Source organism: Roseateles chitinivorans (genome assembly GCF_050632235.1).
Classification (GTDB): Bacteria; Pseudomonadota; Gammaproteobacteria; order Burkholderiales; family Burkholderiaceae_C; genus Roseateles; species Roseateles chitinivorans_A.
The window spans coordinates 5886889-5912565 of record NZ_CP192584.1 but is presented as its reverse complement, the minus strand read 5'-3'; the positions used below and the strand labels follow the sequence as shown (position 1 = coordinate 5912565).

The window sequence follows — 25677 nt, the reverse complement described above, 5'->3', positions numbered from 1 at the left end:
GTTCATTCATTGAGGGCGATCCAGCGCCCTTGCACGTGGAGGATCAGGAGCCGGCCGTGGAAGACCCGCTGCAGCGCGTCATGCGTCGCGGGGTCGTGCGGCGCACCTTCATGGACGATGCGGCCGCCATCCATCACGACGAGCGTGTCGGCCTGCAGCGCGACGTTGAGTTCATGCAGCACGCTGACGACGGCACCACCGGCCGCGACGCGCTCGCGCACGATGCGCGCCCAGTCGCTCTGATGCGGCGGATCCAGGTGGGCCAGCGGTTCGTCCATCAGCAGGACGCCGGCCCGCACGGCGAGTGCGCGCGCCAGCAGCACGCGTTGCCGCTCGCCGCCGGAGAGACTGCCCAGCGCGCGGTCCTTCCAGTCCCAGCTCTGCGTCTGGCGCATCGCGTGCTCGACCGCGGCGTGATCGGCGGCGCTCGCCGGCGCGAGCCATGGTTGATGTGGCAGGCGGCCGAGCATGGCGATGTCGTAGGCGGTGAGATCCTCGGACGCGGCCTCGTTCTGGCCGAGCCAGGCGATCTGTCGCGCGCGGGCTTTCGCCGGCCACGCGGTCCACGGCTTGTCGTCGAGGGTCAAGCTGCCGTCGAAGGGCAGCAGGCCCGCGATCGCGCGCAGCAGCGTGGACTTGCCGGCGCCGTTCGGCCCGACGATCGCGGTCCACGCGCGCGGTGCAGGGGCGAGCGTCAAGGCGCGCAGCACGGGTCGGTGGCTCAGCGACAGCGATTGCAGGTCGATGCGAAGCGACGGCACGTGGCCGAGGTCGACAGCAGTCGTGCCGGTGTGCCTGTCATCGGCGGCCGGACGGCCTGCATCGTCGAATCGGGCCGCGCTCATCGCGAGCCTCCGGCGCCGCCGAAATGCGCCTTGCGCCGATGCATCAGCCACAGCAGGTAGCTGCCGCCGAGCAGGGCGGTGATGATGCCGACCGGCAGTTCCTGCGGGGCGATGACCCAGCGCGCGGCGATGTCGGCGGCGAGCAGCAGCGCACCGCCCGTGAGCGACGAGAGCAGCAGCAGCGCGCCGTGCGTCGTCGGTCCCCAGCTGCGCACCAGGTGAGGCGCGACGAGGCCGACGAAGGCGATGAGGCCGCATTGCGCGACGGCCGCGCCGGTCGCCAGCGAGAGCGCGGCGATGAGCAGCAGGCGGATGAGCGTGAGCCGCTGTCCGAGCGAACGGGCGGTGTCCTCGCCCAGGGTCAGCGCGTCGAGCGTGCGGCTGCAGGCGAGCGCGACCAGCAGGCATGCGGCCATGGCGACGACCATGACCTGGACGGCGCTCCAGCCGACGTAGCCGGTGCTGCCGAGCATGAAGGCCTGCATGGCGCGGAGGATGTCGGGGTTCATCAGCGTGAGCAGCGCGGAGCCCGAGCCCAGTACGACGCCGACGACGACGCCGGCGAGCAGCAGGCGCAGGCTCTGCGTGACGCCGCGCGCGAGCACGAGCGTGAGCAGCACGGCGCCGATGGCGCCGGCGAAGGCCGCGCCGGTCATGCCGACGCGCAGCGCGAGCGCGGCCGCCGCGGGCGAGACGCCCATGACGAAGAGCAGCGCCGCGACGCCCAGGGAGGCGCCCGCCGAGCAGCCCAGCAGATAGGGATCGGCGAGCGGATTGCGGAAGAGACCCTGCGCGATCGCGCCGGCCAGCGCCAGCAGCGCACCGGCGAGCCACGCGCCGAGGGAGCGCGGCGCGCGGATGTCCCACAGGATCATGCGCATGGTGTCCCCGCCTTCGGTCCAGGGGCTCCAGCCCATGCTGCCGATGGCCAGGCCCAGCGCCAGCAGCACGGCGCCGAGCAGCAGCAGGGCCGTCAGCTGTGCTGCGGTCTTGGCGGAGAGCAGGGAGGACGTGCGCATCAGCGCATGCCCCCGGGCGGCGCGTTGAAGGGCACCGTCGGCAGCGGCACGGGACCGGCCGCCGCCTCGCGCAGGCAGCGCGCCATCAGCGCGGCCGCTTCCGACATGCGCGGGCCGGGGCGGACGAGCACGTCGGACTCCGCCGGGATCCAGACGCACAGGCGCTGGTTCTTCACCGCGCGGATGGCGGGCCAGCCGGGGCGTTGCGGGAGACCTGCCGCGTTGCGCTGGCCGACCATGATGACCTGCGGGTCGGCGCGGACGATGAATTCAGGATTGAGCTTGGGGAAGGGACCGAGCTCGGCCGGGATGATGTTCTTCGCGCCCAGGCGCGTCAGGATCTCGCCCATGAAGGAGGCGGTGCCCGCGCCGTAGGGGCCGGCGTCGACCTCGTAATAGACGCTCAGGCCGCGCGCGCCGGGCGGCAGCGTCGCGGCGCTCTGCGCGATGTGGCCGTCGATGCGGTTCCACAGCCGGCGCGCATCGTCTTCCTTGCCGAGGATCTGCCCCATCTTGCCCAGCACGCGCTGGACGTCGTTCATGCTCTTGGGCTCGAGCGCGACGACCTTCAGTCCCAAGCCCTCGAGGCGGTCGATGACGCGCGCCGAGACGCCGAGCACGACGACGTCCGGCTTGAGCGCGACCAGTGCCTCGATGCTGGTGTCGTCGAGGCCGCCCAGGCGCGGCAGCTTCTGCACGCTCACCGGGAAGTTGGAGAAACGGTCCACGCCGACCACCTTGGCGCAGTCGCCGAGTTCGCAGATGGTCTCGGTCAGCGAGGGCAGCAGGCTGACGATGCGGCGCGGGACGTCGGGCAGCGTCACGGTGTGGCCGCGGTCGTCCTTCAGCGAGATCGGCGCGGCGACGGCGTTCGTCGCGAGCATGCCCAGCAGAGCGCTGCTCAGGGCGATTTCCAGCGCGTGGCGCATCCAGCGTTGCATGGCTTTCATCCGTTGTTCTCCTCGTCGTCCAGGTCTTCGACCGCGCGTGTCCACGGCTGTCCGGCCACCATCAAGGTGAGCTCGCCGCACTGGCGCGCGACGAGCTGGTTGAGCCGTCCGAGTTCGTCCACATACGCGCGCACCTCGCGTCCCATCGGCATCACGCCCCAACCGACCTCGTTGGAGACGAAGACCACCGGCGACGCCAGCTGCGGCAGCAGGCGCTGCAGGTCGGCGCATTCGCCGCGCCAGTCTTCGAGGCGCGGCGCGCCGTCCATCGGCATCAGCCAGTTGGTGAGCCACAGCGTCAGGCAGTCGACGACCACCAGCCGCTGCGGCGACGACGCGGCCCGCAGGGCCTCGCACAGGCGCCGCGGCGCCTCGACGGTGTCGAAGCCCGCGGGCCGGTCGGCGCGATGACGGGCGATGCGATCGCGCATCTCGTCGTCATGGGCCTCGGCGGTCGCGACGACGGTGACGCGATGCCCCGGCGTCCGCGCCCAGCGCAGCGCAAGGCGCTCCGCGTGGCGCGACTTGCCGCTGCGCTGGCCGCCGACGATCAGGTGATGAGCGGACATCGGGGATCTCCAGTGAGACGCGGGGATGAAGCGCGGGGTGAAGGGAGCGGGCGCCGGGCGTCGGGCGTCGGGGGGACGGACCTTACCGCCCGGGCCGGTCGTGGCTCACAGGGTCGGCGAGTAGCGCAGGGTGACAAACCAGGTCCTGCCGGCCTGGATGAAGTTGTTGGCCGTCTGGTAGTCGCGGTTGAACGCGTTGTCGACGTTCAACTGCAGACGCCAGTCCTTGGCGACAGCGTACTGCGCGTCCAGGTTGAGCAGGCCGTAGCCCTTCAGCCGGGTCTTGTTGGCGGCGTCGTCGAAGCGGTCGCCGGAACCGACGACGGTCGCGCCCAGCGTCCAGGCACTCAGCGCGGTCTCGGCGCGCAGCGTGCCGAAGCGCTTGGCGCGGCGCGCCAACTGGCGGCCGGAGTTGGCGTCGGTCGGGTCGAGGAAGTCCACGGTGCTGCTGAGCTTCACCGGTCCGACTTGCGCGCCACCCTTCAGGCTGGTGCCCTTGAGCAGCGCCCGTGCCACGTTGCTGTAGCAGCCGGTCGTGGAGCGGCAGCTGCCGGCCGCGCCGAACGCGATCAGGTCGGTGACGCGGTTGTGGAAGGTGGTGATCGCGACGTCGATGTCGCCCTGCGCCCAGGCCAATCCTGCTTCGCGGTTCTGCGAGCGTTCGGGGCGGAGTTCCTCGAAGCCCTTGCTGGTGTCGGGACCGTAGACGCTGCCGCGCTGGTACAGCGTCGGCGCGCGGAAGGCGTTGCCCGCCGAAGCCGTCACGCGCCAGCCGCCGCCGAGCTTGACGCCGGCCGCCAGGCTGCCGGTGTCGATGCCGCCGAACTCGCTGTCGTCGTCGTGGCGGCCGTGCGCCTGCAGGCTGACGGGGCCGACGTTGCCGAGGTAGCTCAGGCCGATCGCGTTCTGGCTGCGCGTGCCGCTGCCGCCGATGAGGTCGACGTTGACGAGGCGGTCCTCGCGGCGTTCCAGCACGCCGTTGAGCTGGTGCTGGTCGTTGATCTTGTAGAAGCCGAGCAGCGAGGCGCTGCGGATGCGCGTCTTCGACAGGTAGGGCGCGTTGGGCCGGGTTTCGTAGTTCTCTTCGGACTGGCCCACGGAGAGCTGGCTCGACAGGGCGCTGGACCAGCTCGACTTCAGGCTGAGCTTGGCGGCCAGCGATTCGGTGATGCCGCGATCGTCCGAGTCCTTGCCGACGAAGGTGCCCGCGTCGTAGCCGACGTTGCTGCGGCTCTTCAGTCCGATGAGTTCGAGCCGCTGGCCCTCGGCCACGCGCGCCCCCAGGCGCAGGCTGCCGTTGTAGTTGCGCCAGCCGTCCTTGTCGGTGTTGTAGTTCTTGTTCGTCGTCAGGGCGTAGACGTTGAAGCCGGTGCCGCGGTCGATCGCCAGCGAGCCGGCGTAGTCGAAGTCGGCAGTGCCGCCGAGCAGCGAGACGTCCGCCTTGGTCTGGCCGAGGCTGCCGTGGCCGATGCCGAGGTCCAGCTGAGGGCGACCGCTGCCCTGGCGCGTGAAGATCTGCACCACGCCGCCGATGGCGTCCGAGCCGTACAGCGCGCTGGCCGGGCCCTTGAGCACTTCGACGCGATCGATGAGCGACAGCGGCAGGTTTTCCCAGCGCGCACCGCCGGTGGACTGGCCGTCGATGCGGACGCCGTCGATCAGGACGACGGTGTGGCGGTTCTCGGCACCGCGCACGAAGACCGACGAGCTGTTGCCGGGTCCGCCGTTGCTGGTGATCTGGAGGCCGGCGACGTTGCGCAGCAGCGCGGCGATGTTGCCGAAGCCCTGGCGCTCGATGGTGTCGCGGTTGATGACCGTCAGGTCGACGGCGACATCGGACAGCTTCATCGGGCTGCGTGTGCCGGTGACGGTGACTTCGTCGAGGCGGCTCGTGGAGGACGCGGCGGTGGAAGGAGAAGCAGAGGAGGGCGTCGACTGCGCGGCCGCGGCTGACGAGAACGCCAGCGCGGCGAGCGCCATCGGGGTGAGGACGAGCAGCGAGCGGGCACCGGCGCGCGCGCGCGAAACGAACGGAAGCATGAGGAGCGGACCAACGACGGGGTTCAGAGGCCTGCTCACCCGCAGGGCCTCTGAGGAACGGCGTCGCCGGCTCGTCGTCGAGTCGTCCTTGTGAAGGTTCACGAAGGACGCGTCGCGCGATCGGCTGGAGACGCCACCTGTTGGCCGGTATCCGGGCTGGTGGCCGCTGCCTGTGTCCTTCCCAGCGCGGGCGCGCCAGTGGACATGGGGACAGGCAGTGCCGGTTGCCGCCCGGTGATCCTTCGTCAGGATCCCGGGCGCGCGACCGGCGGCCACTTACCGTTGCGGGGACAGCTCAGGTTGGTTCGCGCATCGGGGATGCGACCACTTCCTGATTCCCGTTTAACTGCACGGACGCAATGTCCGCGCGAGCACCAACGGCGCGCATTCTAGCGAGGTGCGGCCGTGGTGGCGTCGGCGCCCGTCGTGGGCCTGGGCTGCAGCGCGCCGTCCGGCGACTTCGGGACCTTGGGTTTCTTCTTCGGCGGCTTCTTCGGATCCTTGGGCTTGGGCTTCTTCGGATCCGCCGGTTTCGCCGGCTTGGCCGCGCGCTGCGCGGGCAGGCGGCCGTCGATGCCGATCGCCTTGGACGGCGCCTTCGCCGCCTGGCGTTCGCGCTCACGCTCCCGCGCGGCCAGGTCGCGTGTCTCGGCGGCCGTGCGCTGGCGCGCGGCATCGGTCTCTTTCGGATCGACCTTGTCCTTCGGCAGCTCGGCGGCACGACCTGACCCCTCGGGGCAGGGACTGTCGCGCAGGTCATGGCCCTCCGGACCGCAGCGGTAGAAACCGAAGGTCCGTTCCTGCTGCTGGGGTTGCTGCTGCGGTGGCGGCGGCTTGGGCACGTCCTGCGCGTTCACCGCGCCAAGCATGAGGACCAGAACAGCAGTCGTCAGGATCAGGGCGGCGCGCGCGGGCATGTCAGTCTCCGGAGGAAGGGGGTGGGGCAGCAGGGACGTGGGGGGCGGGTGTTGCCGCCGGGGTGGCCGCGGCCGTCGTGGCCGTGGTGCCGGGGGCGGCAAGCGGGGCGCCAGGCGTCGGCGCGGCGCCGTCGGCGCCGGGCTTGGGCGGCAGGTTCGCGGGTCTCGGGGGCTTGGGCCGCGGCGGCTTGGCGTGCAGCAGCGCCACGGCCTTGGACATGTCGCCGCCGGTCATCAGCTTGAAGGCCTCCAGCGACTTGCCGATGCTGTCCTCGACCGCCTGGCGCTCCGCCAGCGGCGGCTTGCGCAGCACGTAGCCGGCGACCTCGTCGCGGTGGCCCGGATGGCCGATGCCCAGCCGCAGGCGCCAGAAGTTGCCGCTGCCCAGCTGGGCCTGCATGTCCTTCAGCCCGTTGTGGCCGGCGTTGCCGCCGCCCTGCTTGAGCTTGAACTCGCCGGGGGCGATCTCGAGCTCGTCGTGGATGGCGAGGATCTCCTCCGGCGCGATCTTGAAGAAGCGCGCCAGCGCCGCCACCGACTTGCCGGAGAGATTCATGTAGGTCATGGGCTGCAGCAGCCAGATCGGACCCGGCGCGCCCGGCGCGTCGTTGACGCGGGCCACCAGGCCCGAGTACTTGGTGTCCAGCTGCGGCGAGGCCTTCAGGCCGCGCGCCAACGCATCGATCCACCAGAAACCCGCGTTGTGGCGGGTGTCCTCGTATTCAGGGCCGGGATTGCCCAGGCCGACAAAGAGACGAATCATGGGGCGCGATTATCAGTGTCGAGCGGAAAAGCAGAAGGCCCCGCGAGCGGGGCCTTCTTCAGAGGGATTGCCCCGCAAGCGGGGACCTCCTTCAAGGGGAGATGCCTCTCCAGAGAGGGGCACTCCGGACAACGAACGCGTGCCTCGTCAGGCGCACGTCCGGAGAAGAAGAAATTACTTCTTCTTCTTCTTCTTGTCGTCGGCGGCCGGAGCGGCAGCCACGACGATGACTTCTTCCGCCGCGGCCGGGACCGGGGTGGCGACCACCGGGTTCGGCTTGCCGTGCGTGACGATCTTGATGTGATCAGCCAGCTTCAGGTCGTTCACGTGGATCGAGTGACCCATCGTCAGACCGCTCAGGTCGACTTCGATGAACTCCGGCAGCTGTTGCGCCAGGCAGGTGATTTCCAGCTGGGTCAGCACGTGGTTCACGGTGCCCTTGTCGGTCTTGACGGCCGGCGACTCGGCTTCACCGACGAAGTGCAGCGGCACCTTCTTGGTGATCTTGGTCGTGGCGTCGACGCGCTGGAAGTCCACGTGCAGCACTTGCTGCTTGTACGGGTGCATCTGGAAGTCACGCAGCAGCACTTGCGTGTTCTTGCCGTCCACTTCCATGTCGAGGATGGAGCTGTGGAAAGCTTCCTTCTTCATGGCGTGGAACAGGGCGTTGTGATCCAGCTCGATGGCGGCCGGCTCACCGGCACCGTAGACGATGCCCGGAACCTTGCCAGCGTGGCGCAGGCGGCGGCTCGCTCCGGTCCCCTGCAGCTTGCGCTCAAAAGCGACGAATTTCATATCAATCTCCAAGAATGGACGGAGCGCCAGGATTGACGCTCCGGGTGAAGGCCCCGCGACCAGGCGCCTTCGCGAAACGGCCGCTGTCCTTGCGAACAGCGGCCGGAACTCAGGATGCGATCAGAAGTTGTTGTTCTGCTCGCTGAGATTGGACGCCGGCCGGCGTCCTACTCGGACTGTTTAGAAGTTGTTGTTCTGTTCCGAGAACAAGGAGGTCACCGATTCACCGTCCGAGATGCGGCGGATGGTCTCGGCGAACAGGAAGGCGACCGACAGCTGGCGGATCTTGCCGCAGGCCTTGGCCGTCTCCGACAGCGGGATGGTGTTGGTGATGACGACCTCGTCCAGCATCGAGCCGGCGATGCGCTCGATCGCCGGGCCCGACAGGATGGGGTGCGTGCAGTAGGCGAAGACGCTCTTGGCGCCGCGTTCCTTCAGCACTTCCGCCGCCTTCACCAGCGTGCCGGCCGTGTCGATCATGTCGTCCATGATCACGCAGTTGCGGCCGTCGATCTCGCCGATGACGTGCATCACCTCGGAGACGTTGGCCGACGGACGGCGCTTGTCGATGATCGCCAGGTCGCAGCCCAGCTGCTTGGCCAGCGCACGGGCGCGGACCACGCCGCCGACGTCGGGGCTGACCACCACCAGGTCGCTGTAGTTGCGGGCCTTCAGGTCCGACAGCAGCACCGGCGAGGCGTAGATGTTGTCGACCGGGATGTCGAAGAAGCCCTGGATCTGGTCCGCGTGCAGGTCCATCGTCAGGACGCGCTCGACGCCGACGGTCTCCAGCAGGTTGGACACGACCTTGGCCGAGATCGGCACGCGCGTCGACCGCGGGCGGCGATCCTGGCGCGCATAACCGAAGTAGGGGATCACGGCGGTGATGCGGCGCGCGCTGGCGCGCTTCATCGCATCGACCATGATCAGCAGTTCCATCAGGTTCTCGTTCGTCGGCGCGCAGGTGGGCTGAACGATGAACACGTCGCGGGCGCGGACGTTCTGCTGGATCTCAACAACCACCTCACCATCGGAGAAACGACCGACCACGGCCTTGCCGAGCTCGAGGCCCAGATGCGTGGCGATTTCTTTGGAGAGGGTCGGGTTTGCGTTACCCGTGAAGAGGACGGTATTGAGCAGCACAGCGGGCCATCCTTAGACTTATGGCCCGGTGGCCAACCCAGCGGGTCCCGGATTGAAACTGAAAATTTGGCAGGGGAGGAAGGACTCGAACCCTCGCATGTCGGAATCAAAATCCGATGCCTTGACCAACTTGGCGACTCCCCTACACCGGACACTGTTCGTGGAACAGCACCCTACAACCTTCAATCTTCGGCCCAGCCCCGCAAAGGGTGAACCGACAGACTGCGACACATTCTTCCGACCCAACCTTCGGGGAGTTTTTCGAACTCACCTTCCGGTGTCGCCTTGAGATTGCTCTCCAGGCCGGAAACTGCATCTATCTTTTCCGCTGCTGTTTGCATTGCATTCAGCGAGGGTCGAACTATAGCAAAAACTGCACTGCCTGAACCCGTCATACGAGAATTTTCGTAGCGGGCCTGCAACCATTCAAGCGCCTTCGATACCTCGTGGCTGACAGATTCCGCGGGAGGTTGCAGATCATTTCTGCCCCATCCTTCGTACAACTGCTGCACGGGTATTTCCAGCGTTTGGTGATCGCGGGCAATATTGCTTTCGCGTCCACCCCAGCTATTGACTTCGTTACTCCGGGAATCTGTTTCCAGTATCCCTTTGCTGCGTCCGTCGTTCGCTGCAGGAAAGCCCGCTACTATAGCCACGCTTTCTGACCTTTGCAACAGCGGGCTGGAAAAAATTTCCTTGGTGCCGATGCTCGCCGCCGGCTTGACGACCGCGAGCCGCAGTTCCGGCACCTCGATCGGGGTCAGCACCTCGCCGATGCCTTCGACGAAGGCATTGCGCCCGCCGACGAAGAAGGGCACGTCCGCGCCCAGCTTCAGCGCGATCGGCAGCAGCCGCTCGCGCGACCAGTTCAAGCCCCACAGCCGGTTCAGCGCCAGCAGCGTGCTGGCCGCGTCCGACGAGCCCCCGCCCATGCCCGCGCCCGAAGGCAGGCGCTTCTCGATGTGGATGTCGGCGCCGAAGGCGCAGCCGCTGGCCTGCCGCAGCGCGCGCGCGGCGCGCAGGCACAGGTCGTCCTCGGGCAGCGCGTCGCCGCGGTCGTGGCGGTGCAGCGCGCCGTCGTCACGTCGCTCGAAATGCAGCGTGTCCGCCCAGTCGATCAGCACGAACAGCGACTGCAGCAGGTGATAGCCGTCCGGCCGCTTGCCCACCACATGCAGGAAGAGGTTGAGCTTGGCCGGCGCCGGCACGTCGTAGAGCGCCTTCAGCGGCGCCCCGGAGGGGGAGGAGGTCATGACGGGGAAAATTCAGGGCGACGCCGGTGCGTCGAGTTTCAGGCGCAGGGTCGCCAGCGGTTCCGGACCGTTCGGATTGATCCGCTGGGCGGAGATCAGCTGAACGTCGAAGCGCCGCAGGTCGACCTGCCAGCCCAGCTGCTGGAAGCCCGACTCGCCGACGGCCTGCGACGGCGCCTGCGGCCAGGGCCGTCCGCGCAGCCAGTCGAACAGCGCCTGCAGCGGCAGCGTCTCGCCGAGCAGTTCCTGCGTCAGCGCGTCGATGTCGTCGTAGGCGCGATCGCCGTCGGGCGTTTTCACCCAGGCCGAGCCGGGCTGCCACGACACCCGGGCCACCAGGCTGCCCATCGCGGTGCTCATCTCGAGCTGACCGCGGCGCGGATCGCCGAGCAGCTCGAAGTTGGCGTTGACGTTCTGCCCGCGCGGCTGGCCGCCGGTGCCGGCCGGAACGATCAATCCGAACTTGCCGGTCAGCCGCGGCGCGTCGACGAGCGCGGCGGCATCCGTCCCGCTGGCCTTCGGCAGCGAACTGCAGCCCGCGAGCGCGACCGCACCGAGCGCCGCCAAGGCGCCCGTGCTGAACTGCCGCCGCCGCATCAGGGGCGGACCTGCAGGCGTTGCATCGCCGACTGCAGCGCCTCATTGCGCGGATCGCGGCGGGCGGCGTCGGCGAAGACGCGGCGCGCCTCGTCCTGCTGCCCGGCGGCCCAGAGCACCTCGCCCAGGTGGGCGGCGATCTCCGCATCCGGACGCGAACCGTAGGCCTGGCGCAGCAGCCGCTCGGCCTCGCCGAGGCGGCCGAGTCTGAATTCCACCCAGCCCATGCTGTCGACGATGAAGGGCTCGCCCGGGGCGAAGCTCAGCGCCTTCGAGATCAGGTCGCGCGCCTCCTGGAGCCGCTCGTTGCGATCGGCCAGCGAGTAGCCCAGCGCGTTGTACGCGTGATAGTGCTGCGGCTTGAGCTGGATCACCTTCTGCAGCAGCGCTTCCATCTCCTGCGCTCGGCCCAGCTTCTCGGCCATCATCGACTGCTCGTAGATCAGGTCGGCGTCCTCGGGCGCCTGCGTGATCGCGGTGCCGAGCAGGTCATAGGCGGCCTGCCACTGCTTGTTGTCGCGCAGCAGCTGCGACTCGGCCAGCGTGCGGGCGCGGCGGTCCTGCTCGCGGTCGGCGGGCAGCTGCTGCAGCAGCTTGCGGCCTTCCTCGAGCTTGCCCTGGCGCGCCAGCAGCGAGGCGCGGCGGTAGGCGATGTCGAGGTTGCCCGGTGCCGCCTCGATCGCGGCGAGGCGCTTCTCGGCAGTCTTGAAGTCGCCGCGCATCTCGGCCGCCTGGGCCAGCAACAACTGACCCTGCTGGTTCGCTTCCCGCTCCGCCTTGTCCAGGCCGGCGGCGGCGATCGCGCGCTCGGCCAGCGGCGAGACGGCCGGCTTCTCGACCAGCTTCATGTAGCGCTGCAGCGCGTCCTCGGCGGCGTCGGGGTGTTGCAGGTCCAGTTCCAGCGAGCCCAGGGCCAGCCAGTGGCCGGCCTCGTCGGGCGACTGCTGCGTCAGCGTGCGGAACTCGCGGGCCGCGTCGCCGGGACGCTGGGCGCGGGCCAGCGCGCGGGCGTAGGCCAGACGCAGCGACTGCTTGTCCGGCTTGGCCTGCAGCTCGGCGGTGATCAGCGCCTCGGCCTCGGGGCGGTGCGGCAGCAGTTCCAGCGCCAGCAGCAGCGGCTCCTCGCGTTCCGGGAAGTCCTTGGCCGCGGCGCGGACGTGGATCAGCGCGGTCTCGTAGCGCTCGGCCTTCTTGGCGAATTCCGCCAGCACCAGCAGCGAGGCGAACCGGGTCTCGGGCTTCGCGGCGGTCTCGCGCAGCATCGGCTCGAAGGCCTCCTGGACGCGGACCGGCTCCGGATTGCGCTGGAACAGCGCGGGCAGCGCGGCGATCAAGGCGCCGCGGCCATCGGCCGGCGTCAGCGCCATCAGCGAGCGCAGCACCGGCGGGATCTCGGCCGGGCGGTTCAGCAGCGCGAGCAGCTGGATCTGCGTGCGATGCGCTTCCAGCGAGTTCGGGATCGCCTCGCGCCAGGCGCGGGTGGCGACGACGGCCTGGTCGCCGGCGCGCGACTGCAGCGCGATCTGGACGACGCGGCGGAAGAGTTCCTCGTCGCCGCTGCGGCGCGCGGCGTCGAGCATCACCTGATAGGCGACGCCGGGTTCGCCGCCCTGGAGTTCCATCTCGCCGATCAGCAGCTGATAGAACATCGGCGCGTCGAGGTCGGAATTGACCACGGGCGCGGAGGCGGCGGAGGCGGGCGCGTCGGCGGCGGCCGGCGCTTCGCCCTGGGGGGCCGGGGCGGCGGGCGTGATCTGGGCGTGGGCGGCGCAGCTCAGGGCGAGGGCGGCAGAGAGCCACCAGCGGTGGCGCACAAGGGCGGGCATGACGTGACTCCTGAACTGGACGGGAAGGCTCGCGGGGCAAACCGTGGGCCACGGACCATTCTAGGGACCCGGGAAGAAGGCCGCGCCTATGATCCCGGGATGCCCGAGTTACCGGAAGTTGAAGTTACACGACGAAGTTTTGCGCCGGCCATCGCCGGGGCGCGCGTGCTGGACGTGCGGCTGGGGAAGCCGCTGCGCTGGCCGCTCGGCGTCGCGGCCGAACGGCTGGTCGGCCGGCGTGTCGGCGACGCTCAGCGGCGGGGCAAGTACATCTGGCTGCCGCTGCGGGCGACGGCCGAACAACCCGGTCATGCGGACGAGGGCGAAGGCGGGCTGCTGCTGCACCTGGGCATGTCGGGCTCGCTGGCGTTCCGCGAACAGCAGCCGCCGGCGGGGCCGCACGACCATTTCGAACTGGTGACCGATCGCGGCGTGCTGCGCTTGACCGATCCGCGGCGCTTCGGCGCGGTGGTGTGGTCGGACGGTCTCGACGTGGAGCCGGCCGCGAAGCTGCTGGCCCGCATCGGCCGGGAGCCGTTCGACATCGAGTTCCACGGTCCCTACCTGCATGAAGGCTTCCGCGGCCGGCGCGTCGCGGTGAAGCAGGCGATCCTGGCCGGCGACGTGGTCGTCGGCGCGGGCAACATCTATGCGTGCGAGGCGCTGTTCATGGCGGGTGTCGATCCGCGTGCGCCGGCCGGCAAGCTCAGCAAGCCGCGCGCGGAGAAGCTGGCGGGGGCATTGCGACAGGTGTTGGGCGAGGCGCTCGAAGCCGGCGGCAGCACGCTGCGCGACTTCAAGGATGCGCACGGCGTCGCGGGCAGCTTCCAGATGCAGGCGCGCGTGTATGGACGCGAGGGCGAGCCGTGCCGCGTCTGCGGGACGAAGATCCGGCGCATCGTGCAGGGCCAGCGGTCGACCTTCTTCTGCCCGAGCTGCCAGAAACGATGACCGACGACGAACTGGACGCCCGCGTCGACGCGGTGCGTGACGATTTCGCCCCGCGGCTGCTGGCCTGGCAGCGCCGGGACGGCCGGCACGACCTGCCGTGGCAGAACACGCGCGATCCGTACCGCGTGTGGCTCTCCGAGATCATGCTGCAGCAGACGCAGGTGACGACGGTGCTGGGCTACTACCGGCGCTTCCTGGAGCGCTTCCCCACCGTGGCCGCGCTGGCCGCGGCGCCCAACGACGAGGTGATGGCCGCCTGGGCCGGCCTCGGCTACTACAGCCGCGCGCGCAACCTGCACAAGTGCGCGCAGGCGGTGGTGGAGCGCCATGGCGGCGAGTTCCCGCGCAGCGCGGAGGTGCTGGCGGAGCTCCCCGGCATCGGGCGTTCGACGGCTTCGGCGATCTCGTCGTTCTGCTTCGACGAGCGGGTCGCGATCCTGGACGGCAACGTCAAGCGGGTGCTCGGCCGGCTGCTGGCCTTCGACGGCGACCTGGCCTCGTCGGCGCAGGAGAAGCGCCTGTGGCGCCGCGCCGAGGCCTTGCTGCCGACGTCGCCGGCCGACATGCCGGCCTACACGCAGGGGATGATGGACCTCGGCGCGAGCCTGTGTGCGACGCGCAGCCCGCAATGCCTGCTGTGCCCGGTGGCGTCGCTGTGCGCGGGGCTGGCGGAGGGGATCCGACGCGTTACCCGGTCAAGACGAAGAAGCTCAAGCGCGGCCAGCGGGAGAACTGGTGGCTGTGGCTGGAGCACGAGGGCCGCATCTGGCTGCAGCAGCGGCCGTCGGAAGGTGTCTGGGGTGGCCTGTGGACGCTGCCGCTGTTCGACGACGAGGCCGCGCTGACGGCCCAGAGCGCGGCGCTGGGCGTCGCGGCGCCGGAGACGCTGCCGCGCGTGAAGCATGTGCTGACGCATTTCGACTGGCTGCTGCATCCGCGGCGCGCGCTGCTGACGCGCGAGACGCGGCCGGCGGGCGAGGGCGTGTGGGTCGCGCGCGAGCGACTGGCGGAGTATGCGCTGCCGGCGCCGCTGAAGAAGCTGCTGGACTAGGGGCGCCGGACCCGCCACCGGACCAGCGGTGGAAGCGGGCGCCGAGGGCTTCTGCGGCTGGGCGCCGGGCCGCGCTGCCGGTATGCTCTCGCGATCGCGAAGACGGGCCCGGGAGCGGCCCGCGCAGGTCTCAACCGCATGCAGGGACACCATGTCGAACGACGTCAAGCCGGGCCGGGCAGCGGCCATCAAGAGCGCTCTGGAGTCGGCCCTCGTCGCGCTGCTCGCCAGCGGCGTGTGCCTGTGGTTCCTGATCAGCGAGACCCAGGGGGCGACGACGGTGATCCGGCCAAGCTGACGATGCTGTCGATCGGGCTGGCGGCCGCGCTGTGCGCGCACTTCGTCTACATGACCATCGCGGCCAAGCGCGCGGAGCGCAGCCCCACGCTGTGGGCGATCCTGATGGTGGTGCTGATGCCGTTCGCCTCGGTGGTGCTGGGCATCCTGCTGTTCAACCAGGTGCAGGAGATCGAGCACCAGGCGCGGGAAGAAGGCGGCGCGGGAAGCGCCGCCTGAGACTGCCTGAGACTGTTTGAGCGCGCTCAGCGCGCGTCCAGCTCCCGGTGCCGCTTCAGCACCTGGCCGTGGAAGGCGAACTGCTTGGCCAGCGTCTCGACGAGGTACACCGAGCGGTGCTGCCCGCCCGTGCAGCCGATGGCGACGGTCAGGTAGCTGCGCTGGTCCTGCGCGAAGTTCGGCAGCCACTGCGCGATGAACGCGCCGATCTGGCTGAGCATCAACCGGACCTCGGGCTGGCTCTCCAGATAGGCCGCGACCGGCTCATCCCGACCGGTGAGCGGACGCAGCTCGCGGTCGTAATACGGGTTGGGCAGCACGCGCACGTCGAAGACGAAATCCGCGTCGCTGGGCACGCCGTGCTTGAACGCGAAGGACTCGAACACCAGCGTCAGCGAGGAGCCGCTGACATGCACCAGGTCGCGCAGCCAGTGGCGCAGCTGCGCGGGGCGGAGCTGGCTGCTGTCGATGACGGTGGACTCCATGCGCAGCGGCGTCAGCAGTTCGCGCTCGAGCGCGATCGCCTCTTGCAGCGCGCGATGCGTGTCGCCGTCGTCGCGCGAGTCATACCGGGCGCGCAGCGGATGCGGACGGCGCGTCTCCGAGAAGCGGCGCAGCAGCGTGTCGTCGTCGGCATCGAGGAAGACCGCGCGCAGCGACACGCCTTCCTGGCGCATCTCCTTGATGTGCTGCAGCAGCGTGGGCAGCGAGCCGGCGCTGCGCACGTCCACCGCGATCGCGACCCGGCGCCAGCCGCGCTGGCGTTCGAGCTCGAGGAACTGCGGCAGCAGTTCCGGCGGCAGGTTGTCGACGCAGAAGAAGCCGGCGTCCTCGAGCGCGTGCATCGCGATCGACTTGCCGCCGCCGGACATGCCGGTGACGAGCACGACCTCGCCGCGCGGCGAGGTGGCGGTGGGCGTGGCCTGGTCGGGCGGCACCGGCGCGGTATGGGGCGCGCTCACGGCTTCACCTTTCTGTTGGGGGAGGGCTTGGCCGGGGCGCCCTTGGCGGACAGCTCCAGCATTTCCTGCGCATGGGCGAGCGAGGTCGACGACAGCCGCTCGCCGCCCAGCATGCGGGCGATCTCGGCGGTGCGGGCCTCGCCGGCGATGGGGCGGACGTCGGAGTTGGTCTTGCCGTCCTTGAGCGCCTTCGCGACCAGGAAGTGGTGATCCGCGCAGGCGGCGACCTGCGGCAGGTGCGTGACGGCGAGGACCTGCGCGCGCTGGCCGAGCTGCTTCATCAGCCGGCCGACGGTCTCCGCGACGGCGCCGCCGACGCCGGCGTCGATCTCGTCGAAGATCAAAGTGCCGGCACCGCTGTTCTGCTGGCTGGTCGTGACGGCGATGGCCAGCGCGATGCGCGAGAGCTCGCCGCCGGAGGCGACCTTGGCCAGCGGCCTCGGCGTGGAGCCGGCGTGGCCGGCGACGAGGAACTCGGCGGACTCCAGGCCGAAGCTCTGCGGCTCGTCCTGCGGCAGCAGCGCGACCTCGAAGCGGCCGCCGGACATGCCGAGCTGCTGCATCGCCTGCGAGACGGCGTCGGACAGCGTCGGCGCCGCCTTGGCGCGCGCGGTGCTGACGGTCTTGGCTTCCTTCTGGAAGCGCTTCAGCGCGGCGGCCACCTTGGCCTGCAGCGCGTCGAGGTCGGTGGCGGCGTCGAGCTGCGCGAGCTCGTCCTTCCATTCGACGAGCAGCGCGGCCATCTCGGCCGGCTGGCGGCGGTAGCGGCGCGCGAGCGTGACCCAGGCGGACACGCGCTCGTCGAGCTGCTGCAGCCGGTCGGGGTCGAGGTCCGCGGCGTTCAGATACGAGCTCAGGCTGTGCGCCGCGTCCTGCAGCTGCGCCTGCGCGCCGAGCAGCGCGGTGACGGTGTCCTGCAGGCCGGCGTCGTAGCTGAGCACGTCCTGCAGCGCGGACAGCGCTTCATCGGTCAGCGCCTCGGCGTTGATCTCGGCCTCGGCGATGCGTTCGAGCGCGCCGCGGGCGGCGTCCATCAGCGACTGCGCATGCGACAGGCGCTGATGCTCGGCGTTCAGTTCTTCCCACTCGTCGGCGCCGGGCGCGAGGCGGCCGAGCTCGCCGATCTGCCAGCTCAGGCGCTCATGTTCCCGGGCGAGGTCGGCCTGCTTGGCCTGCGCGGCGGCGAGCGCCTCGGTGGCCTGGCGCCAGTCGGCGAAGGCGGCGGCCATCGGCTTGCCGTCGATCTGCGCGAACTCGTCGAGCAGCGCGCGTACGCTGACCGGGCGGGTCAGGCCTTGCCAGGCGTGCTGGCCGTGGATGTCGAGCAGGTGTTCCGCCAGTTCGCGCAGCTGGGCGACGGTGGCGGTGCCGCCGTTGATCCATGCGCGGCTCTTGCCCTGGGCGTCGATGACGCGGCGGAGCAGCAGGGTGTCGTCGTGGCCGTCGACGGCGGTGTCGAAACCGGCTTCCTCCAGCCAGGGGGCGAGGACGGCGGGGCGGTCGAACTCGGCGGAGATCTCGGCGCGGGCGGCGCCTTCGCGCACGACGGCGGCGTCGCCGCGGGAGCCGAGGGCGAGCTGGAGGGCGTCGATCAGGATGGACTTGCCGGCGCCGGTTTCACCGGTGAGGGCGGAGAAGCCGGCGGCGAAGTCGAGTTCGAGCGCCGGGACGATCACGAAGTCCTTGAGGGCGAGGCGGCGCAGCATCAGGTGTTGCCTTCATTCCAGCGGAGCTTGCGGCGCAGGGTGGCGTAGTAGGACCAGCCGCGGGGGTGGAGGAACGGGGCGCGGTGCTGGGAGCGGCGCACGGTGATGCAGTCGCCGTGGAGCAGGGAGGCGAGGGATTGCATGTCGAAGTTCACCGACGCGTCGCGGCCGGCGACGATGGTGAGGCGGACCTCGCCGTTGTCGGGCAGCACGATGGGGCGGTTGGAGAGGGCGTGGGACGCGATGGGCAGCAGGACCCAGCCGGCGATGCCGGGGTGCAGGATGGGTCCGCCGGCGGACAGCGCGTAGGCGGTGGAGCCGGTGGGGGTGCCGACGATGACGCCGTCGGCGCGCATGTTGGCGACGAACTCGTCGCCGACGTCCACGCGCAGCTCGACCATGGCGGCGGTGGCGCCGCGGGAGACGACGACATCGTTCAGGGCGACGCCGGAGAAGATCTGCTCGCCGTCGCGGATCACGGCGCCTTCGAGCAGGGAGCGGTGCTCGATCTCGAAGTCGCCGGCGAGGATGGGGGCGAGGGATTCCTTGAACTGGTCGGCGGAGATGTCGGTGATGAAGCCGAGGCGTCCCTGGTTGATGCCGACGAGGGGGAGGTTGTAGCGGGCGACCTGGCGGGCGAAGCCGAGCATGGTGCCGTCGCCGCCGACGACGATGGCCAGGTCGCACTGGGTGCCGAGTTCGGCGTGGGAGAGGCCGGGCAGGGCGGTGATGCCGGTGCTGTCGGCGGTTTCCTGTTCAAGGGAAACATCCAATCCCTGGGAGGCGACAAAATCGGCAATCTCTTCCAGGATGGGCCGGATGCCCCTGGACTGGGGTTTTCCGACGATGGCCACGTGGCGGAAGCGCTTGGACATGGCGGGAATTACACCACAGCGATGTGCTGGGACCGGGGGTGTGCGGGGGTGTACGCACCGGGTTCTTTAGAATGAAAACCATGCTGGACGATCGCGCGAAGACACTGCTGAAGGCTCTGGTGGAGCGGTACATCGCCGACGGCCAGCCGGTGGGCTCGCGCACGCTCTCGAAGGCGTCGGGGCTGGAGCTGAGTCCGGCGACCATCCGCAACGTGATGGCGGACCTGGAGGAGCTGGGACTGATCGCGAGCCCGCACACGAGCGCGGGGCGGATTCCGACGGCGCGGGGGTACCGGCTGTTCGTGGACACGCTGCTGACGGCCAAGCCGGGCATGCACCGCGAGGGGGCGGGCTCCTTCGAGAGCCAGTTGTTGCCTGACCAGCCGCAGAAGGTGATCGCGAGCGCGGCGCAGCTGCTGAGCAGCCTGTCGAGTTTCGTGGGGGTGGTGACGTCGCCGCGGAAGACGGCGGTGTTCCACCACATCGAGTTCCTGAAGCTGGGGGACCGGCGGGTGCTGGTGATCATGGTGTCGCCGGACGGGGACGTGCAGAACCGGCTGGTGTTCACGGCGCAAGACCTGACCCAGGCGGATCTGGTGGAGGCGAGCAACCGGCTGAACGCGCACTACTCGGGGCTGAGCCTGGATGTGGTGCGGGACCGGCTGAGGTCGGAGGTGGACCAGCTGCGCGGGGAGATCGCCAAGCTGATGAGCGCGGCGGTGGATGTCGGGCAGCAGGGGGTGACGGAGCACGAGCCGATGATCATCTCCGGGGAGAGGAACCTGCTGACGGTGCAGGACTTCAGCCACGACATGGGGAGCCTGCGGCGGATGTTCGACATGTTCGAGCAGAAGACGCAGCTGATGCGGCTGCTGGATGTGTCGGAGCGCGCGGAAGGCGTGCGGATCTACATCGGCGGGGAGAGCCATGTGGTGCCGGTGGAGGAGCTCTCCATCGTGTCCGCCCCGTACGAGGTGGACGGCGAGGTGGTCGGCACGCTCGGCGTCATCGGCCCGACGCGGATGGCCTACGACCGCATGATCGAGATCGTCGACATCACGTCGAGGATGGTGAGCAACGCGTTGTCGCAGAAGTGAGCCGGGCGGCGAAGGCCGCAAGCGTGCTTACAATCCGCACCTCCGGTGCAACGCCGGAACCAACGAACCCGCCAGGGTTCGTATATGCGATTACCCCCGGGGGCCGTTAGCTCAGTTGGTTAGAGCAGAGGACTCATAATCCTTTGGTCACAGGTTCAAGTCCTGTACGGCCTACCAAAAATTATGTTTATGAATCAAGGGCTTGTATCTGCAGGCCCCTGCCGTTTCTGCCTTAAAAAATGTCCTGGGACAGTTTTGGGACAGAGAAACGGCGGTGAGGTCATCGACGCTCAGGTTTGGCGCGAAGGTTTTCAATAAAACCGTCGCGAAATAAATTTGGGGCCTTCACTTCTCGCCGGATGCTGGCGTCAACAAGAAGTGATTTTTATGACCATCAACGAATGCCGCGTAAACCCGTCCCGCTTTCAATGTCGTCAATGATTGCTATGGGCTCGCCGCAGTGATGGTTCTCTAACGACGACCGGCTGCTTTCTGGAAGCTCAATTCGTCATCAGCACGAGGCCTACGGCAACAGCTTCAACCCCAGCTCTTTCAAGAAGCGGTTGTGCGTGTCCTTCGCAGCCGCTATCGCCTTCTCGAGATCCAGCAGCGCCTGGTGCGTGTCATCCAGATCGATTTCCGCCTCACCCACCGCCGTGCTGATGTAGCGCGAGATGTTCAGGTTGAAATCGTTCTTCTCGATTTCGGCCATGTCTACCCGGCGTGCGTAGCGCGCCTCTTCCTCACGGAACTGGTAGGTCTTGATGATCTTGGCGATGTGCTCGTCAGTCAGCTGGTTCTGGCGCTTGCCTTTGACGAAGTGTTCTGCCGCGTTTATGAACAGCACGTCGTCCGGCTTCTTGCACTTCTTCAGCACCAGGATGCAGACCGGAATGCCCGTCGAATAGAACAGGTTGGACGGCAGACCGATGACGGTGTCGATGTGCCCGTCCTTCAGCAGCTTGGTGCGGATGCGCTCTTCCGCCCCGCCCCGGAACAGCACTCCGTGCGGCAGGATGATGGCCATCACGCCTTCGTCCTTCAGGAAGTGGAAGCCGTGCAGCAGAAATGCAAAGTCCGCCGCCGACTTGGGCGCCAGGCCGTGGTTCTTGAAGCGCACGTCGTCGGCCATCGCCTCGCCAGGCTCCCAACGCAGGCTGAAGGGCGGGTTGGCCACAATGGCGTCGAACTTCGGCTGCTTGGCGGGGTTCAGCTCGCGCAGCTTGTCCCACTCGTTGGCCAGCGTGTCGCCGTGGAAGATTTCAAACTCCGTGTCCTTCACCCCGTGCAGCAACATGTTCATGCGCGCCAGGTTGTAGGTGGTGACGTTCTTCTCCTGGCCGTAGATCTTGCCAATCGTGCCCCCGGCCTTCTGCATGCGGCGGCGCACGTTCATCAACAGCGAGCCCGAGCCACAGGCAAAGTCCATCACGCTGTCCAGCCGCGGCCTGATCCCCGTCTTGGGCTCCTGGCTGTCCAGTGTGACGATGGCCGACAGCACATCTGACACCTGCTGCGGCGTGTAGAACTCCCCCGCCTTCTTGCCCGAGCCCGCCGCGAACTGGCCGATCAGGTATTCATACGCATCGCCCAGCGTGTCCACGTCGGTGGAGAACGACGCCAGCCCCTCGGCAATCTTCTGGATGATGGTGCACAGCTTGGCATTGCGCTCGGTGTAGCCCTTGCCCAGCTTGTTCGACGTCAGGTCGATTTCAGAGAACAGGCCCTGGAAGGTGCTCTCGAACGACTCCGTCTCGATGTACTTGAAGCCTTTTTGCAGCGTGTTCAGCAGAACCGCGTCTTGCGTGCGCGCCATGTTGGCCACGGCGCTCCACAGGTGTTCAGGCCGGATGACGTAATGCACCTTGCGGCGCATCTGCTTCTCAAAGGCCGGCACGTCGTCCAGGTTGCTTTCGTACCAAAGCTGCAAGGGGGTCGACACCGAGCTGTCAATCTGTGTCGGGTAGTCGCTGCCCAGCTCCTTCTTTGCGGCAGCTTCGTAGTTGTCCGACAGGTAGCGCAGGAACAGGAACGACAACATGTAGTCGCGGAAGTCGTCCGCGTCCATCGCGCCGCGCAGCTGGTCGGCAATCGCCCACAGGGTCTTGCCGAGTTGCTTCTGTTTTTCTTCGGTCATGGGTGGTCTTTTGTTCTTGAGGTCACGCAGCGGCTGCCTTGGCATGCTTGGGCGGCGGCGCAAAGATGTCCGGCAAGACGAACTGATAGCGACCCAAGAACGCGTCCAGAATCTGGCGGAACAGCTGCTTGTTGTCGTCCACCATCTCGGCGGGCTGGTAGATGTCGTATTTGCCGTGGCTCAGCAGGTTGAGCGCACGGGCAAACAGGTCTTCATCGTCCAGGCCGTGAATGCAGGCAGAGAAGTCGTCGTTGCCAAAGAAGGTGGCGGTCTTCTCCAGGATGCTGCGCAGCATGTTGAAGTGGAAGGTGAACAGCTGCCCGCTCTGGGCTGCCTTCTTGAGTTCGGCCAGCATGGACACGTGGTGGAAAAAGGGCGTGTCATCGGTGGCCCGCAGCATGTACGTGTCACCGCGCTCCGGGCGGTGCAAGAAGTACTTCTTGTGTGCGTCCTTCTTCAGTTCGTTGCACACCACGTTGAAGAACAGCGCGTGGTGGGACGACACCACCGCTCTGATGGGCGCTGGCACCATACGGGGCGGGTTGTCGGCTTCGCCCGGTGCATCCGCGGCCACCGTTTCGGGGCGCGTTCTGCGCTTCGCCTTGCGCAGCAGCTTGGCCAGGTCGCTGGCCACGGCAATTGCGTTGTTGTCGTCCAGCGAGGTGATCGGATCGTCGATGTAGAGGTACTTCACCCACCGGTACGCCTCGGCCCCGTCGATGACCCGTTCGCAGATGGCCATGAACACACACCAGATGAAGATGTTCTCTTCGCCGCGTGAGACCTTGATGTGGCGTGTCTCACCCTTGCGGAAGCTGACGGTCCACGCGTCGTAGTCGATGTCGAACAGAAAGTCCGCGTAGCGCGCCAGGTAGTGGCCGATGCGCTCCTCCAGGGCCAGCTCCTTCAAGCCCTTGAAGAACTGCGAGTCGGTGTTGATGTGCAGGCGTCGCTCGCTGTCTTTCTCCAGATCGTTGTCCCAGGAAAACAGGTCTTCGGTGAAGGCGTTGAAGTACAGCGTGTCGGGCTGGCCCTTGTTCTTGCTCTTGCCCCCGTCCTTGAAGGCCATGGACAGGCGGGTCTTGCCCGTGCCGTTGTAGGCATAGAGCAGCACGAACTCCTGACCGCCGCCGTTCAGGTCGTCGCGCAACCGCGTAACTAGGCGGCGCAAGTCGGCGAAGCGGTGAATCTTCGGCTTGTCGCTCATGCCTCCAGCGCCTCCGCCGAGGGAAACAGTTGTTGCATCAGGCCCAGCTTGTGGGTCTTGAGCACTTCGAGTACCTGGGTGGCGGCGGTGATGAGGGTGTCTATGCTGCTCAGGCAATCGGCGATGCGTCGTTGTTCGGCGGGAGACGGTGCCGTTACGGACATGGCGAGCACCTCGGGCTTGGTGATGTTGCTCATAGAAGCTGAACTGCCTTTGGCCAACTTCAACAGGGTGGCTCGGCCCTCGTCGGAACCCAGAATGCATGCCAAGAACCGCATCGACACGCCTTCTTTTGGCTTCGCTGCCCAAAGGAGATCTGGCAGATAGAGGTTGTCGTGTGTCGTGTCAACGTAGGCGATAGCCCCCACGAGCGCGGGCGTGTTCTTGCGGCACATGATGATGGTGCCGGCAGTGACCGGTTCTCTCAGCCGTGATAGCTCACTCTTGTCCAATACGACTTTGTTTTCCTCTGGGTCAAACGCCCCTCTAGTGATGGCACTCGTTTTCAAGACGCCAAGCTCGGACTTGTTGGCTGGCCTGCTGTCGCCCGCGTTCACGCTGACACCGCCATCCAGGGAAAGGATGAACTCAGAGAGCGGCTTCTTCTCCCACACGCCCGCGTCCCGAAATTCGGGAAAACGCAGGCGCGGTTGGTTTTTGCCTTCGCGGGGGAAGAGCTGCTGCATCAGCCCTCGTTTGTGGGTCTTGAGCGACTCCACCTTGCGCCCTTGCGCGGCGATCAGTTCGTCCAGGGAATCCAGACAGTCAGCGATTTTTTGTTGTTCGGGAAGCTTGGGAACACAGATGTTGCCTTTGAGGACATCGGTGTTGTTCACCTTCATGTCGTTCTTCGCGCCCTTCTTTACGAGGGGCTGCAAATAGGCGTTGAGGTTGTAGTCGCCGGAAAAGAAATGATCCACGTAGGTGGCGGAGCAATCTGGGAATGGCCGGTAGACGGCATACAAGGTGGAAACGATGCCTCGCTTTCCCTTGTTCGCTTTGATGATGCCAAAGGGGTTCTTCTTGAGCGGGCTCTTTGTGTAAACGACGTCGCCATGCTCGACGACGTGATAGTCCTTCACGCTGGCACCCGCATACGACCGGCCCATGAACTCGATCTGATTCACGCACCCATGCTCGCCCGACACGGACAGCACATCCGCTGGGCCTAGTTCAAGATCTCTGTTTCGCTTCTTTGGCTCAAACAGCAGCTTGTTGAGAGGCTTCACTTGCCACGCGTCTTCGTTCCGAAACTCCGGGAACCGCAGCTTCGGCACCAGCGCGGGCGTGGTCTGATCCTTCATGGCTCCGGTCTTCATGCCCTCGCCTCCTGGCTGATCTGGGTGATGAATCGTTCCATCTCTTCCTTGCGCGGCAGCTCCACGGCGTAGCGGGAGACGAAGACCTGGTTGTTCAGGTCGCCCAGGGCGAACTCGACCAGCGCGTCGTTCTTGCGCGTGCACAGCAGGATGCCGATGGGTGGCTGATCGCCCGAGGTCATCTGGTGTTTCTTGTAATAGGCCACGTAGGTGTTGAGCTGGCCCAGGTGTTCGTGGCGGAAGGCGTCGGTTTTGAGCTCGACCAGCACATGGCACTTGAGGATGCGGTGGTAGAAGACGAGGTCGATGAAGAAGTGTTCATCGCCGATGAGGATGCGCTTTTGCCGCGCCTCGAAGCAGAAGCCATGGCCCAGCTCCAGCAGAAAGTCTTGCAGGCGGTCGAGCAGGGCGTCTTCCAGGTCGGACTCGGCCATCACATCGCGCGAGCGCAGGCCGAGAAATTCAAAGACGTAGGGGTCGCGGATGACGTGGGCGGGCTGCAGCGTGTCGGCCGCCGCGTGGGCCAGGGCGGAGAGCTGGGCCTTGTCTTTGGACAGGCCGCTGCGCTGGTAGTACAGGCTGTCGATCTGCCGGCGCAGCTCGCGCACCGACCAGTTGCCGCGTAGGCATTCCATCTCGTAGAAGCGGCGCTGGGTGTCGTCCGGCAGGTCACACAGCTCGGCCAGGTGGGAGAAAGAGAGGTGGTGGATCAATGCGGGAGACGCCGACTCCCGTTTGGGCTCTGGCTGTGCGGCCAGCGCCGCTGACAAGGCCGCAGCCCCGGGGCCAGCCAGCCATTCGGGAGACAGCGTCTCCCGAATCTGCGGGTACACACTGTAGAAGAGCCTGAAGCGGCGCAGCTCGCGGGCGTCCACCCGCTTGAGCCCGGCCGCCGCCAAGCGCTGCGCCAAGGCGGGCAAGAGCCTTTCGCCATAGGCCGCGCGGTCTTTGCCCTGCTGCTCGAACGCCACGATGCGGTGGCCGATCAGCCAGTTGCGCACGGTCAGGCTGGTGTTGACTGCCTTGGCCGCCAGTGCCTGCGATTGGCCATGGATGTGGACGATGGCGGACACCAGCGCATCAAAGTCACCGGGTGTGGCGGATGGCGCTGAAGGCTTGCTCACGGGTATGGGCGCCTT

Annotated in this window: 23 protein-coding genes, 2 tRNA genes, 1 pseudogene and 1 riboswitch; of the genes and pseudogenes, 6 read left to right on the top strand and 20 right to left on the bottom strand. The window is 67.6% G+C overall.

Annotated features, from left to right (window positions below; all coding sequences use genetic code 11):
• Positions 1-2 precede the first annotated feature (2 nt).
• The 13 genes from ACQ859_RS26985 to ACQ859_RS26925 all read right to left on the bottom strand — a co-directional run bounded on the left by ACQ859_RS26985 (position 3) and on the right by ACQ859_RS26925 (position 12717).
• Positions 3-845 (bottom strand): ABC transporter ATP-binding protein, encoded by an 843-nt coding sequence (locus ACQ859_RS26985; protein ID WP_431263556.1) that lies wholly within the window; start codon positions 843-845, stop codon positions 3-5.
• The gene (locus ACQ859_RS26980; protein WP_431263555.1) at positions 842-1864 is read right to left on the bottom strand and encodes a FecCD family ABC transporter permease; all 1023 of its coding nucleotides are present in this window, start codon (positions 1862-1864) and stop codon (positions 842-844) included. The genes ACQ859_RS26985 and ACQ859_RS26980 overlap by 4 nt, the downstream gene beginning before the upstream one ends.
• On the bottom strand, positions 1864-2805 hold the full coding sequence (locus ACQ859_RS26975) for an ABC transporter substrate-binding protein (RefSeq protein WP_431266664.1): 942 nt from the start codon (positions 2803-2805) through the stop codon (positions 1864-1866). The genes ACQ859_RS26980 and ACQ859_RS26975 overlap by 1 nt, the downstream gene beginning before the upstream one ends.
• Positions 2806-2810: 5 nt before the next feature.
• Complete coding sequence (gene cobU / locus ACQ859_RS26970) at positions 2811-3383, bottom strand: bifunctional adenosylcobinamide kinase/adenosylcobinamide-phosphate guanylyltransferase (protein ID WP_431263554.1); 573 nt, start codon at positions 3381-3383, stop codon at positions 2811-2813.
• 105 nt (positions 3384-3488) lie between these two features.
• Positions 3489-5423, bottom strand: coding sequence for a TonB-dependent receptor plug domain-containing protein (locus ACQ859_RS26965; RefSeq protein ID WP_431263553.1), 1935 nt, complete (start codon positions 5421-5423; stop codon positions 3489-3491).
• Between the two features lie 125 nt (positions 5424-5548).
• A riboswitch (cobalamin riboswitch) is annotated at positions 5549-5817 on the bottom strand.
• Entirely contained in the window at positions 5813-6340 is a 528-nt protein-coding gene (locus ACQ859_RS26960; protein ID WP_431263552.1) for a hypothetical protein, read from the bottom strand. (Overlaps the previous riboswitch by 5 nt.)
• A gap of 1 nt (position 6341) precedes the next feature.
• Positions 6342-7103, bottom strand: coding sequence for an aminoacyl-tRNA hydrolase (pth, locus tag ACQ859_RS26955; protein WP_431263551.1), 762 nt, complete (start codon positions 7101-7103; stop codon positions 6342-6344).
• Between the two features lie 174 nt (positions 7104-7277).
• Positions 7278-7898 (bottom strand): 50S ribosomal protein L25/general stress protein Ctc, encoded by a 621-nt coding sequence (locus ACQ859_RS26950; RefSeq protein WP_431263550.1) that lies wholly within the window; start codon positions 7896-7898, stop codon positions 7278-7280.
• A 180-nt stretch (positions 7899-8078) separates the two neighbouring features.
• Entirely contained in the window at positions 8079-9041 is a 963-nt protein-coding gene (locus tag ACQ859_RS26945) for a ribose-phosphate pyrophosphokinase (RefSeq protein WP_431263549.1), read from the bottom strand.
• A gap of 67 nt (positions 9042-9108) precedes the next feature.
• Positions 9109-9185: transfer RNA gene (locus ACQ859_RS26940), tRNA-Gln, on the bottom strand.
• Positions 9186-9223: 38 nt separating this feature from the next.
• Positions 9224-10294 (bottom strand): 4-(cytidine 5'-diphospho)-2-C-methyl-D-erythritol kinase, encoded by a 1071-nt coding sequence (ispE, locus tag ACQ859_RS26935; protein ID WP_431263548.1) that lies wholly within the window; start codon positions 10292-10294, stop codon positions 9224-9226.
• Positions 10295-10306: 12 nt separating this feature from the next.
• The gene (locus ACQ859_RS26930; RefSeq protein WP_431263547.1) at positions 10307-10891 is read right to left on the bottom strand and encodes an outer membrane lipoprotein LolB; all 585 of its coding nucleotides are present in this window, start codon (positions 10889-10891) and stop codon (positions 10307-10309) included.
• Complete coding sequence (locus tag ACQ859_RS26925) at positions 10891-12717, bottom strand: tetratricopeptide repeat protein (protein ID WP_431263546.1); 1827 nt, start codon at positions 12715-12717, stop codon at positions 10891-10893. Before ACQ859_RS26925 ends, ACQ859_RS26930 begins: the two co-directional genes overlap by 1 nt.
• A 99-nt stretch (positions 12718-12816) precedes the next feature.
• On the opposite strand from ACQ859_RS26925, the gene mutM reads away from it, so the two are divergent.
• The 4 genes and pseudogenes from mutM to ACQ859_RS26905 all read left to right on the top strand — a co-directional run bounded on the left by mutM (position 12817) and on the right by ACQ859_RS26905 (position 15235).
• Complete coding sequence (gene mutM / locus ACQ859_RS26920; protein ID WP_431263545.1) at positions 12817-13668, top strand: bifunctional DNA-formamidopyrimidine glycosylase/DNA-(apurinic or apyrimidinic site) lyase; 852 nt, start codon at positions 12817-12819, stop codon at positions 13666-13668.
• Positions 13665-14719: pseudogene (gene mutY, locus ACQ859_RS26915) on the top strand (A/G-specific adenine glycosylase). Before mutM ends, mutY begins: the two are co-directional and overlap by 4 nt.
• 151 nt (positions 14720-14870) lie before the next feature.
• Positions 14871-15017, top strand: coding sequence for a hypothetical protein (locus ACQ859_RS26910; protein ID WP_431263544.1), 147 nt, complete (start codon positions 14871-14873; stop codon positions 15015-15017).
• Positions 15018-15019: 2 nt separating this feature from the next.
• Entirely contained in the window at positions 15020-15235 is a 216-nt protein-coding gene (locus ACQ859_RS26905) for a hypothetical protein (RefSeq protein ID WP_431263543.1), read from the top strand.
• Between the two features lie 26 nt (positions 15236-15261).
• Here the strand turns inward: ACQ859_RS26905 and rapZ are convergent, their stop codons facing one another.
• The 3 genes from rapZ to ACQ859_RS26890 are packed head-to-tail and all read right to left on the bottom strand — an operon-like array spanning position 15262 to position 18778.
• On the bottom strand, positions 15262-16173 hold the full coding sequence (rapZ, locus tag ACQ859_RS26900) for an RNase adapter RapZ (RefSeq protein WP_431266663.1): 912 nt from the start codon (positions 16171-16173) through the stop codon (positions 15262-15264).
• Positions 16174-16193: 20 nt separating this feature from the next.
• Entirely contained in the window at positions 16194-17903 is a 1710-nt protein-coding gene (gene recN, locus ACQ859_RS26895; RefSeq protein ID WP_431263542.1) for a DNA repair protein RecN, read from the bottom strand.
• Positions 17903-18778 carry an NAD kinase gene (locus ACQ859_RS26890; RefSeq protein WP_431263541.1) on the bottom strand — a complete coding sequence of 292 codons (876 nt, stop codon included), beginning with the start codon at positions 18776-18778 and terminating at the stop codon, positions 17903-17905. The genes recN and ACQ859_RS26890 overlap by 1 nt, the downstream gene beginning before the upstream one ends.
• Before the next feature lie 80 nt (positions 18779-18858).
• Here ACQ859_RS26890 and hrcA point away from each other — a divergent pair, with 80 nt between their 5' ends.
• Together hrcA and ACQ859_RS26880 are read left to right on the top strand one after the other, a co-directional pair.
• Complete coding sequence (hrcA, locus tag ACQ859_RS26885) at positions 18859-19875, top strand: heat-inducible transcriptional repressor HrcA (RefSeq protein ID WP_431263540.1); 1017 nt, start codon at positions 18859-18861, stop codon at positions 19873-19875.
• 100 nt (positions 19876-19975) lie between these two features.
• Positions 19976-20052: transfer RNA gene (locus ACQ859_RS26880), tRNA-Ile, on the top strand.
• 346 nt (positions 20053-20398) lie between these two features.
• Here the strand turns inward: ACQ859_RS26880 and ACQ859_RS26875 are convergent.
• From ACQ859_RS26875 to ACQ859_RS26860, 4 genes are read right to left on the bottom strand one after another with little or no spacing between them, the layout of a single operon-like run.
• A complete protein-coding gene (locus tag ACQ859_RS26875) occupies positions 20399-22012 on the bottom strand; it encodes a type I restriction-modification system subunit M (protein ID WP_431263539.1) in 1614 nt (537 codons plus the stop codon).
• Positions 22013-22034: 22 nt separating this feature from the next.
• On the bottom strand, positions 22035-23219 hold the full coding sequence (locus ACQ859_RS26870) for an AAA family ATPase (protein ID WP_431263538.1): 1185 nt from the start codon (positions 23217-23219) through the stop codon (positions 22035-22037).
• Positions 23216-24538 carry a restriction endonuclease subunit S gene (locus tag ACQ859_RS26865; protein ID WP_431263537.1) on the bottom strand — a complete coding sequence of 441 codons (1323 nt, stop codon included), beginning with the start codon at positions 24536-24538 and terminating at the stop codon, positions 23216-23218. Before ACQ859_RS26865 ends, ACQ859_RS26870 begins: the two co-directional genes overlap by 4 nt.
• Positions 24535-25662 carry a PDDEXK nuclease domain-containing protein gene (locus tag ACQ859_RS26860; protein ID WP_431263536.1) on the bottom strand — a complete coding sequence of 376 codons (1128 nt, stop codon included), beginning with the start codon at positions 25660-25662 and terminating at the stop codon, positions 24535-24537. Before ACQ859_RS26860 ends, ACQ859_RS26865 begins: the two co-directional genes overlap by 4 nt.
• Positions 25663-25677: the final 15 nt, after the last annotated feature.

Coding starts and splice junctions, on each gene's coding strand:
- ACQ859_RS26985 (WP_431263556.1), bottom strand. CDS start 845: ATGAGCGCGGCCCGATTCGACGATGCAGGCCGTCCGGCCGCCGATGAC.
- ACQ859_RS26980 (WP_431263555.1), bottom strand. CDS start 1,864: ATGCGCACGTCCTCCCTGCTCTCCGCCAAGACCGCAGCACAGCTGACG.
- ACQ859_RS26975 (WP_431266664.1), bottom strand. CDS start 2,805: ATGCAACGCTGGATGCGCCACGCGCTGGAAATCGCCCTGAGCAGCGCT.
- cobU (WP_431263554.1), bottom strand. CDS start 3,383: ATGTCCGCTCATCACCTGATCGTCGGCGGCCAGCGCAGCGGCAAGTCG.
- ACQ859_RS26965 (WP_431263553.1), bottom strand. CDS start 5,423: ATGCTTCCGTTCGTTTCGCGCGCGCGCGCCGGTGCCCGCTCGCTGCTC.
- ACQ859_RS26960 (WP_431263552.1), bottom strand. CDS start 6,340: ATGCCCGCGCGCGCCGCCCTGATCCTGACGACTGCTGTTCTGGTCCTC.
- pth (WP_431263551.1), bottom strand. CDS start 7,103: ATGATTCGTCTCTTTGTCGGCCTGGGCAATCCCGGCCCTGAATACGAG.
- ACQ859_RS26950 (WP_431263550.1), bottom strand. CDS start 7,898: ATGAAATTCGTCGCTTTTGAGCGCAAGCTGCAGGGGACCGGAGCGAGC.
- ispE (WP_431263548.1), bottom strand. CDS start 10,294: ATGACCTCCTCCCCCTCCGGGGCGCCGCTGAAGGCGCTCTACGACGTG.
- ACQ859_RS26930 (WP_431263547.1), bottom strand. CDS start 10,891: ATGCGGCGGCGGCAGTTCAGCACGGGCGCCTTGGCGGCGCTCGGTGCG.
- ACQ859_RS26925 (WP_431263546.1), bottom strand. CDS start 12,717: ATGCCCGCCCTTGTGCGCCACCGCTGGTGGCTCTCTGCCGCCCTCGCC.
- mutM (WP_431263545.1), top strand. CDS start 12,817: ATGCCCGAGTTACCGGAAGTTGAAGTTACACGACGAAGTTTTGCGCCG.
- ACQ859_RS26910 (WP_431263544.1), top strand. CDS start 14,871: ATGTCGAACGACGTCAAGCCGGGCCGGGCAGCGGCCATCAAGAGCGCT.
- ACQ859_RS26905 (WP_431263543.1), top strand. CDS start 15,020: ATGCTGTCGATCGGGCTGGCGGCCGCGCTGTGCGCGCACTTCGTCTAC.
- recN (WP_431263542.1), bottom strand. CDS start 17,903: ATGCTGCGCCGCCTCGCCCTCAAGGACTTCGTGATCGTCCCGGCGCTC.
- ACQ859_RS26890 (WP_431263541.1), bottom strand. CDS start 18,778: ATGTCCAAGCGCTTCCGCCACGTGGCCATCGTCGGAAAACCCCAGTCC.
- hrcA (WP_431263540.1), top strand. CDS start 18,859: ATGCTGGACGATCGCGCGAAGACACTGCTGAAGGCTCTGGTGGAGCGG.
- ACQ859_RS26875 (WP_431263539.1), bottom strand. CDS start 22,012: ATGACCGAAGAAAAACAGAAGCAACTCGGCAAGACCCTGTGGGCGATT.
- ACQ859_RS26870 (WP_431263538.1), bottom strand. CDS start 23,219: ATGAGCGACAAGCCGAAGATTCACCGCTTCGCCGACTTGCGCCGCCTA.
- ACQ859_RS26865 (WP_431263537.1), bottom strand. CDS start 24,538: ATGAAGACCGGAGCCATGAAGGATCAGACCACGCCCGCGCTGGTGCCG.